Raw genomic sequence first — 9,278 nt, forward strand, 5'->3', positions numbered from 1 at the left:
TTCATCATAGACATCATTATAAAATGTCATGATTTCAGTGCTTGTTATATATTTGTTAGCATTTTTTGAGAGTTCCTCTGTTGACATATAAGCAGATTCATTAATGGTGTCTGTATTGTTGTCATCAGTTTCCCAACCATCAAGGTAAACAAGCACTTCTTTAACTATTTCAATTTCAGTTAGCATAATAAAAATCCACCAAAATATTAATTAAAAAAAAATTTTAAAATAACCAAGGATAAAATCCTATTCATCCTCAGTCATTTCTAATTCAAAGTCATCATGAGTACTGTCAACTGTGATGGTTCCACCAGCGTAAGTATAACCTTCTTTGGTTAATCTCACAGTATAAGTATCATCGGCCACATCTTCAATTGTGGCTTTGCCTCCACTTGGTCCAGTAGTTCCGGTATAATCCGGTTTACCCATAATATTTGAGCTATCTAACTCAATGGACACACTACCTAATGCAGATGGTGTATCATCATCATCCACAACTTTAATAGTTATGTCTCTAACCGCTGGGAGTTGTATCACCAACTTGGACATAAAGAATGTCTTCAGCGAAGATGATACCTACATCAAACATGTAGTCAATTGAAGTTAAGTAAGATTTCCTTGCAACAGAATATTCAGATTCGGATTCAGCCTCAAAGACAGGACCATAAGCAACTGCAGCAGGGTCGAGGATGATTGCAACATCACCGAAACCTCTTTCAGGTTTGTTTAATGCATCCAATGCAACAACTGGAATACCATCAAATCTGAGTAATTCTCCATCAAAGAACACATGATCTCCAGCATCGGTTTCACGATTACCAATAGCATATCTTAATGCAGCCATAGTTTTAGCAGACACTAAAATTTGAGCATTGGATACTTTACCGTCTTGAGCAATAAACTCAAGGATTAATGATTGAATACCTTTGACAATATTGTCTCTGTAAATTTTGGTACCTTTACCTTGAGGACTACCTGCAGCAGGACTTGCAGCTGCAATAGCATCTAACTGTGCAAGTACACCGTTCATGGCTAACATACCATCTTGAGCAGGAGGCACACCACCGGAACCTGCAGTTTCACCATTCTGTAAAACTTTACCGAAGATTGCAATTTTATCAGCACTGAAAGCAACTGCCGGAGCAAGAATGTTTTCATAAGTACTGGTGAAAGCTTCACCTTCAAGGTTGGTTTTAAGGAATCCTTTTGGAATGTTAGTGAATGCAGTTAAAGGTACTGCGGTTAAAGTAGTTTTTAAGAATTCTGGAGTAGTTTCTGCAAGGTCAGTTAAAATGTCTTGGGTTAATACTTTGCTTGAACTTAATTTTTGCATGTTCTGTAATCTAGGGTGAACACGTAATTGTTCAAGGTCGGCTTTTTCACCGTCCATTTCAACGTATCTTACCATTTTGATGAATTCTGCTTCATCTTCAATTTTAGTAATAAACTCTTCAGCAGGAGCATGGAATACTCCGCTTGTTACTGCATTGTTGCTGTCGGTCAAAGCTTTGGACCATTTTACAACAAAGTTCTTGTTAATATCATCAGTAAATTTCATGATAAATCACCTGAATATAATTTATTTTCTCATGCCTGTGACAGGGTCACGGCCAGAGAGATCGTAATAATTTTTGACGATGACCGGTTTGGTTTCCGGTTCAACAATTTTTTTAGTCTCCTTAACAATTTTAGGAGCTTCAACATTGTTTTGGCTTTCTAATTCTTCTAATCTTCTGTAGATATCATCTAATTGTGCTTGGATATCAGAATCAGTTTTGGCTGGTTCTTCAGCTGGTTCGGTTTCTTCAGTTTCTTCGGAACCTTCTACTTTTTCTTCTTTTTCAATAGTGTCCGGTTCAGCTTCTTCTTCGGAAACTTCTTCAGCTTCGATAGCTTCAACTTCTTCGATAGTTTCTTCGACTACTTCAACCTCTGCTTCTTCAGCTTCGGTTTTTGGTTCGTCATAATTAGATAATAACTTTTTAAGGTCTTCCAATAAACTCATTTTCTTAACCTCTTTAGTTATTTTATTCAAATCGTCTGCAATGTGAATCCCATACGCATTAGCGGGTTTTTTCACGAATGATAAATCCTGAGGATAAACGCATTTCTGTACATCCACATCACTGTAATCATAATCGTTCGGGTTCTCATATTTCGTATTAGGTCGTAGTGGACATGTGTCCTTGATGACATTAGTCAAACTGACTCCGTTAACATCACCGTTTAATATGGCTTCGTTGAATTCAGTATTGTCTGATTTCACCAGTACAACCCATGAACCCTTAGGTACAACCTCCAAGGCGACTTTTTCCTCTTCATCGGTAATGTAGGATTCCAGTAATTCAACATCATTCAAATAGACCCCGTTATGTCGGAGTGTGATATTGTTACGATTGTTGAATTTATTGTAAATGTCAAGGATATCCTCCTCATATAGGGTATCACCTTCTAAATCCTCTACACCGCATGGAATTGGACATGCACGTATGTAAAAAGACATGAACATCAAATCTCGTATAAAATCAGTTTTTTAAAAATAATAAAATCTAAAAACAATCAAATGGTTTCATGGAACAATATACTGCATAAACAGTTCACAGTATTCCCTGGCCCCATGTTCACAAAATCACATGGGTATAAACCATAATCCGTTTCACCAGTAACTTCATTGATAACAACAAATTTCTCATGGATAGGAATAATAGTTCCATCCATTCCAGAATGACGTGTATTTTCCGCCTGTGACCAAACCCATTCCTTACCAGTGTATACGTCACCTTCGCCCATTAATTGAGATTCTTTATTCATCAATAATGCTCTGTCATAATCTGCAGTGTTGATGTTATATTTCTCAATGTCTTTGGCGAAACCATCCAAGTTCTTATAGGTTACTTGTTTTGGTCGGGTCTTGCCCAGTTCAGGGTCATAGACATATTTGGTTCGTCCACCTCGTTTATAAGAATCCATTATATAATCCGGTGTGGCTTCGGTGCGGATTTCCTCTTTGATTGTAGTATAATCTTTGCTCAAATCGTTACTGGTCTTGATAAGATTTTCAAGGTATTCTTTTTGAACATTATAGTTATTTATCAAATCAAATAACCCGTAACAATTATCAATAATACGATTGGTCTCAGCGTCAGTGATGTTATCAAGACATTGTTCTATCATCTGCTGCGCTTCATTGACAAGGACAGGATTGGTTTTGTCCAAATCATATTTAGTGAGCAAATTAGCATAATAATCTGTTAAAGCTTTACGATTTAGGTCTTTAATGTCAGTGAATATTATGTCTCTTGTTAAATCACCAGTAGCTAGAAAATTAGTTAGGATATCTCGGTTGTATTGTTCTAATCTGACATAATATTCCTTTTTAGCTTTAACAACTCTTTTGTAATGTTTAAGATGGTTAATTTTCATTTCTCATGCACCCATAACAGCACATTAGATTCCAGTAAAAAATCACGATTATGGTATTCTTTCCCTTTCTCTGGGACTTTATCAGGGAACCCTTCCTGACGTTCATATTCCGCCATGATCATAAACCTCCGAAATCAATGTTGGCTTCTGACTTTCGTAATTGGTATTTTGGTTTGGTTAAGTCATATTCATCCAAGTCAACAAAGTCAGTGTTATTTGCAACTCCGTCGATGAATTCCCCGAGTGTTAAACCATCGTTCGCAAATAAGTTAATAAGAGTATTGACAACAGTTTCCTTGTTATCTGCAAATACGGGTACATCGCATTTGATAGTATAGTTTTCACGGTATAAGTCATATAAGAATTCTTTAATGAATATGAAGAAATCTCCTTGCATATTTTGAAGGTTTAATGTGTAGATTTCCCATAATGCCTTTGATTTTTCACTATTCATTGATTCAGTTTCAGTATTATCTAATAACCGTATACGTGGTATTTGGTAAATGTTTAAGATATCCTCTTGACAGTTCTTTAAGATTTCCTGCTCTTCCTTATTATTTTTACCATCAAATTTCACATAATCTGTTGTGATTGGTTTATTGGATTCAGCGAAAACTACTCCTACACCATTACCAGATGTTAATTCATCTTTAATGGATTGGGCCTTGAGTAGTGTAGAGTCATTTTCCTCATCAAACTTATATTCCGGTTCAACACCAATAATTAATAAGCTATTGTTTATGTTACCATTTACAACAGTATTGTAATTGTTATCATCAATTCCGATACTGGTTAATATCTTCTTTTTCAATGGATACCATTTAGGAACCTTGAACAAACTATAGATATTGTCTCCGCTGAAGATGGTGCAGTATCCGAGTTTTTGTTTATCGTAATGTGTGAAATCAATTGGGTAATCGTCACCCATTATTTTAAAGTAATGTTTGGTATTGTTGAGTTTCTGTTCAATAATTATTCCTTGTCCGGTTTTAACAAATCTGCAAGTACTGATTGGTAATTGATTAATAAAGAATTCTCTTTCACTGAAACCATATTCAAGTATTGCGCAACCTGCAAAATTATAATCAATAATTAAGTTTTTCAATTCATCTTTATTCTCGTTTAAGATGTTGGTAATGCTTTTAATAGCGTTATCTTCTTTGTCATAAACTTCAATATCTCCATATAATAAGTCATCTTTCAAGATATTGCAGGAATTGAAAACATCCGCACAATTCAAGTAGATATATTCGCATGTAGTGAACGGAACTGGTGGATTAATATATTGTTGTGTTGATTCTAAATCAACTGTACTACCAGTTAATCTACTGTTTAATGATTCTGATACGCTCTTGCTTATCTTTGCAAGTTCGTCATTCGAGTTATTTATATAAATCATAATATTGTCACCCTTGTCTTGTTTTCTAAAATTTTCATAACTCCCATATGGGCATAATCAGTACTGTCTAATAAATCCGGTGAAGGGTATTCTTTCATTTTTTCTTTAAGGGGATGGATGTAACCGAATTGGTTTCTTAATTCATTTATTAATGATTCTTTAATGTCTTTGTTAATGAATAATCTTTTTTCACGTATGCTTTGACCAACTGGCCTAGCTCTTACAAACTTACTTCCCTGTGGGCTGAAATCAACAACGTTATATTTGGGCAGTAATCCTTGCCAGTATTTTTTTGCGAAGGTGGAATCACTTCCAGGTTCTCTTTCAAAAGCTATTAGTTTAATATTTTTATCATGGTGTTGTTCTAGGAATGTGAATAGTATTTCTTCTTGGTTCATTTTTCTTGTTGCTACCATGTCTGATAGCCACATTAAACCGGTTTGGTATAGGCTGATTAGTGTGCATGCGAATTTGTCTTGTCCGGTTGATGCACTGTCTACTCCTACAACACTGAATAATAATTTATCATCAGGTAAAACTCTCAAGCTATTTTCAAAATCATCAACAGTTATCAACAACCAGTTACCAGCATAAGCATCCCATGACCCATACATTAATTGCTGCTTAGTTAATGGATCTAACTTTTCAAGTTGTCGAGTGTAATCTTCCTGGTCAAGATATTTGTTTTCAAGATAACTTGCAGGAACAAATGGAACATTTCCAGTAATGAATTTTTTCTTAACCCAATCATTGCCTCGACCTCCAGGATTGGTGCCGGCTCGCATTCTTAATGGTATGGGATTGTCTTCAGTTTTCCTTAACCTTGAATGTAAGTATTGATATTGGTTTTCCGGAAACTGTGTTAATTCGTCAAAGCCGATATATTGCAGTTCGGCTCCTTGGTATTTCATTAAGTCATTGTTATGGGCTAAGTATCTGAAGGTTAATGTTGCTCCGCTGCTGAATGTGAATTTTTTCTTAAGGTCTTTATAATAAACTAGTCCGGTGTCTTCTAATGGAAGTAGCCATTGTTTGGCACGGTCAAGTATTGCGTTTGGCATTTCTAAATCGTCTAATGACCTACGAAGTATTAATGCGTCATATGTTAATCGGTTTTCACCTTCAGGTATGAATTTTTCTTCGACATATTGTAATGCTGCTAATAGTAATGCTTCGCTTTTACCTCCTCCAGCCATGCCCCCGTATAGTAATTCTTCGGTGGGGTATGTTAGAAAGGTTAGTTGGTTAGGTAATGGAGTTTTATTTAGAATGTATGATATTAGTTCATTTTCTTTTAATGTGCGTTCAGCTATCTGGTGCATTTTCATTCGTGTCTTGAGTGAAATATCCTTTAAAGATAGCTTCATATTCATCATCCATTTCTTTTTTGGATTTGCGGTTTAATTCTATTTTAGATTCGGATTTGATGTTTCCATTAACTTCAAGTTTCTTAACATCTAATCCTAATTCTGAATCAACAAGAGACGCACATAATTTATATGATTCAAGTAATCGTTTTAGTTCAAAAGAATAATCAGGGTCATCAGGGTCTAGGTTGTGGATTTGATTTCGTATGTTTTGTTTTTCTTCAAAAAATCCTCTAACTTCTCCATCCTGCAATATTCGATGTAATCGTAACAACTCATCATAATTATCATTAGAAACAGAATCAGCATAGACTTTATAAGCTCCACGATAATCATATCGTTTTAACCAGTCTTTTGCACATTCTTTTTTATCATATCGAGGATAGCATTTCCGTCCATTCTCATGTTTGCAAGTCCAGTCAAAATCGTAGATTTCTACGTATTCTTTGAGCTTTAGGATGAATTGTTTGAAGTTTATTTTTTTTAAGGGATTGTCATGTTGTACTATACAGTATAACTGTTTTGTTAGTTTACTCATTTCGGGTTCTTGGTCCCCAAATGGTATTATTGAAGTTATGTCGGTCATATTATCCCTTTTTTTATGATATGCGATTCTTAATTAAGTAATCGTATAATTAACAATGTTATATTTTAGTCTCTCTAATGATGAATGAATGAATAAATTACCCATATTAATCCACTTCCAAATAATAATGTAGTAACCCATTGTAGTACTCTGACAGTGGTCTCTAAAGAAGTGACTCTTTTATCAATATCACTATCTCCGGTTATAGATTTCCGTATGGCTTCGTTCACATCATCGCTTAACTTATCCATTTTGTCATTTAGGTCTTTCATATCCTGTTTAACATCTTTAATCATTTCTTCCTTGTAAACTGCTTTTGTTTCCAAGGCTTCAATTTTCCTTGCATGTTTTTGTATTAATTCTTCATGAAAACATGTTTGAGGAGTTTCATTGGTCATCAGGGTCACTCTCGTATTCATCATTGAGTACTGGTTCCTCTGAATCAATAGTTTTATTCATAGCATTTCCTAACCAGTCAAAAGTGTTAGGATATTTAGCATCCAAGTATGAATAAGCAAGACCGGCTATGAACCCTAATATTTGGGCTAATGTTGTTGCATCCACAGGAAGATTAAATCCTTTTGCGGCTGCAGTTGATATGATCCATCCAGCAAATCCTATTAGTAAAAATTTTCCAATTGTGGTACTGTTTCCAAGATAATTATTAGTTGACATTTTTAATATTCCACCATTTTTAGATTTTTAAGAGAAAAAAGAATAAGTATAATATTTTTTTTGGGGGATTGTTTTAGTAAAAAAAGGAGTTACAGGTTTACCAGTCTTTTTTTTGTTGAAGAAAGGTTTTTAAAATTAAATCGTGTTTAATTATTTCCCTGAAATATAAAAAGTTTTTAAATTAGGCACATTGATGAAAAAATCTTTTTCGTTTGAAATATCAATAATAGAAGCAAAACAACCCAGTTTGACTAAAAATTCGCAATTTAAGGTAAGCCATTAAATGAATAGAGCAAAATCGAAAACATATCCGAAGTGTAAAGTAACAATATATTATTTTGGAGAAAAATCCAAAAGCTAATGATAAAAATTCTTGCTATTGAACTCAAGATTAATTATTTTTTTAAACCAGCCTATACTGTAACCCCCTTTTTACTAAAACAATCCTCCAAAATTTTTTATAATCGTATACCATAAGGCAAGTCTATTTTGTTTCCTGCAACATATCGTATACTTGCTGATGTGACGAGTCCACATCTTGTGCAGTATGCTTCATCTTCATCTTCTGAAGAGTATTCTACTTCACCGCCACATTCTGGACAGTATCGGAGAGATTCATGATTAAGGAAACTATTCAAATAGTATTTTCTTGGGTTTAACCATTTCTTGTTTTGTTCCTTTATCATTTTCTCTTTGAGTTTTTTCCTCTTCATAATATAGTGGGACTTACAAATTTCAACCATCCCTTTAATTTTAGCCTTTGTATAGTATGTTATGGTCTATATGTTCGGGTTGTCTTGGTCTGATGTAACTGTTGCTAATATAGTATAATGTGATTTTCCAGAATATGATTTCAGCAATGTCTGTGAATTTGTCTTGTTTTTTTGGAGTGACGTATTTGTTAATGAGGTCCTGATGTGTTGCGAATCGTTTCATTTCTAAGGATTTTACGTAGTATATTAATGATAGTATGACTTCTTCGTTGCTTGCTTGACTGTGTAGTTCTTTGAAGTTTGGGAATAGTCTGATTAGTTCTTTGACGTGTTCTTTTTGTGATTTTGTGAATGTGAATGGTATTTCGTTGAACATTGTGTCTGCTAGGTCTAGTTTCATGTTTAAGCGTTTTTCTTGTTTTATTCTGGCTTCATATTCATTGCTTCTAACTTCCCCGTTGACGTAGCCTTTTTTGTATCGGGTTATTTTATCTTCTATAGTATCCATTTTTATTATTCTCCTATTGCTTTTAATATTTTTTCAGCTGTTTTGTCTGCAATTCCATCGACAGATAATAATTGTTCTTTTGTTAAGTTCTGTAAATCAGATAATGTATGTAATTCTAATGTTTCTATGATTGCAGTGGCTTTTTTTGCATTAATGCCATAATTACAGTAACATAACCAATTAAAACAGACATTTTTGTCTTTACGGGGGAATTTTTTTACTATTGGTTTGTTTTGGAGACATTTTTGAGCTTGTTTCATCATTGTATAGTAACTTTCGTTTATGAATGGACTGTAACATTGCAGGACAGTCACATAACGATTGAGACTGCTTATGGCTCCAATGTACTGGAACAGATTTACTTCACGGTAGTTCCTACTCATTGCGATGCATTTGCTCCTTGTATGTAGGTCCCCATGAATCATTACGAATGCATAATCGTAGTTTTCAGCCATATTGATGCTTTGATTAAAAACACGGTTGTCCTGTATTGATGATATAAAGTCACTTGTCAGTTTGAATTCAAATACGACTTCGTTGTTACCATCACTAAAGATGTAGTCTCCAATTTCCAGTTCTTCAACACTAACTTCGAGTCCTTGTTCTT

General features: G+C 34.4%; 13 protein-coding genes. All 13 read right to left on the reverse strand.

The window, feature by feature from the left end:
* Window positions 1–186, reverse strand: a 186-nt coding sequence (locus QZN27_RS06950) for a hypothetical protein (protein ID WP_296785593.1), incomplete at its 3' end; no start/stop codon positions are given.
* Between the two features lie 60 nt (window positions 187–246).
* Window positions 247–537: a hypothetical protein gene (locus tag QZN27_RS06955; RefSeq protein WP_296785595.1), complete on the reverse strand. Its 291-nt coding sequence runs from the start codon at window positions 535–537 to the stop codon at window positions 247–249.
* A complete protein-coding gene (locus QZN27_RS06960; protein WP_296785598.1) occupies window positions 515–1,558 on the reverse strand; it encodes a hypothetical protein in 1,044 nt (347 codons plus the stop codon). The genes QZN27_RS06955 and QZN27_RS06960 overlap by 23 nt, the downstream gene beginning before the upstream one ends.
* A 21-nt stretch (window positions 1,559–1,579) precedes the next feature.
* Entirely contained in the window at window positions 1,580–2,503 is a 924-nt protein-coding gene (locus tag QZN27_RS06965) for an XkdF-like putative serine protease domain-containing protein (protein WP_296785600.1), read from the reverse strand.
* A gap of 56 nt (window positions 2,504–2,559) precedes the next feature.
* Window positions 2,560–3,423, reverse strand: coding sequence for a hypothetical protein (locus QZN27_RS06970; RefSeq protein WP_296785601.1), 864 nt, complete (start codon window positions 3,421–3,423; stop codon window positions 2,560–2,562).
* A gap of 118 nt (window positions 3,424–3,541) precedes the next feature.
* Window positions 3,542–4,822, reverse strand: a complete 1,281-nt coding sequence (locus QZN27_RS06975) for a hypothetical protein (protein WP_296785603.1) — start codon at window positions 4,820–4,822, stop codon at window positions 3,542–3,544.
* Window positions 4,819–6,189 carry a phage terminase large subunit gene (locus QZN27_RS06980; RefSeq protein ID WP_296785606.1) on the reverse strand — a complete coding sequence of 457 codons (1,371 nt, stop codon included), beginning with the start codon at window positions 6,187–6,189 and terminating at the stop codon, window positions 4,819–4,821. Before QZN27_RS06980 ends, QZN27_RS06975 begins: the two co-directional genes overlap by 4 nt.
* On the reverse strand, window positions 6,128–6,775 hold the full coding sequence (locus QZN27_RS06985) for a hypothetical protein (protein WP_296785609.1): 648 nt from the start codon (window positions 6,773–6,775) through the stop codon (window positions 6,128–6,130). Before QZN27_RS06985 ends, QZN27_RS06980 begins: the two co-directional genes overlap by 62 nt.
* A 74-nt stretch (window positions 6,776–6,849) precedes the next feature.
* Window positions 6,850–7,197, reverse strand: a complete 348-nt coding sequence (locus QZN27_RS06990) for a hypothetical protein (protein ID WP_296785611.1) — start codon at window positions 7,195–7,197, stop codon at window positions 6,850–6,852.
* A complete protein-coding gene (locus QZN27_RS06995; protein ID WP_296785614.1) occupies window positions 7,163–7,450 on the reverse strand; it encodes a hypothetical protein in 288 nt (95 codons plus the stop codon). Before QZN27_RS06995 ends, QZN27_RS06990 begins: the two co-directional genes overlap by 35 nt.
* A gap of 458 nt (window positions 7,451–7,908) precedes the next feature.
* A complete protein-coding gene (locus QZN27_RS07000) occupies window positions 7,909–8,136 on the reverse strand; it encodes a zinc ribbon domain-containing protein (RefSeq protein WP_296785616.1) in 228 nt (75 codons plus the stop codon).
* Window positions 8,137–8,203: 67 nt separating this feature from the next.
* Window positions 8,204–8,671 carry a hypothetical protein gene (locus tag QZN27_RS07005; RefSeq protein WP_296785618.1) on the reverse strand — a complete coding sequence of 156 codons (468 nt, stop codon included), beginning with the start codon at window positions 8,669–8,671 and terminating at the stop codon, window positions 8,204–8,206.
* Window positions 8,672–8,676: 5 nt separating this feature from the next.
* Window positions 8,677–9,278 (reverse strand): ERCC4 domain-containing protein (locus QZN27_RS07010; protein ID WP_296785619.1); only part of this gene is annotated, 602 nt, incomplete at its 5' end.

Origin of the sequence: uncultured Methanobrevibacter sp. (genome assembly GCF_900316895.1) — an archaeon.
Lineage (GTDB): Archaea > Methanobacteriota > Methanobacteria > Methanobacteriales > Methanobacteriaceae > Methanocatella.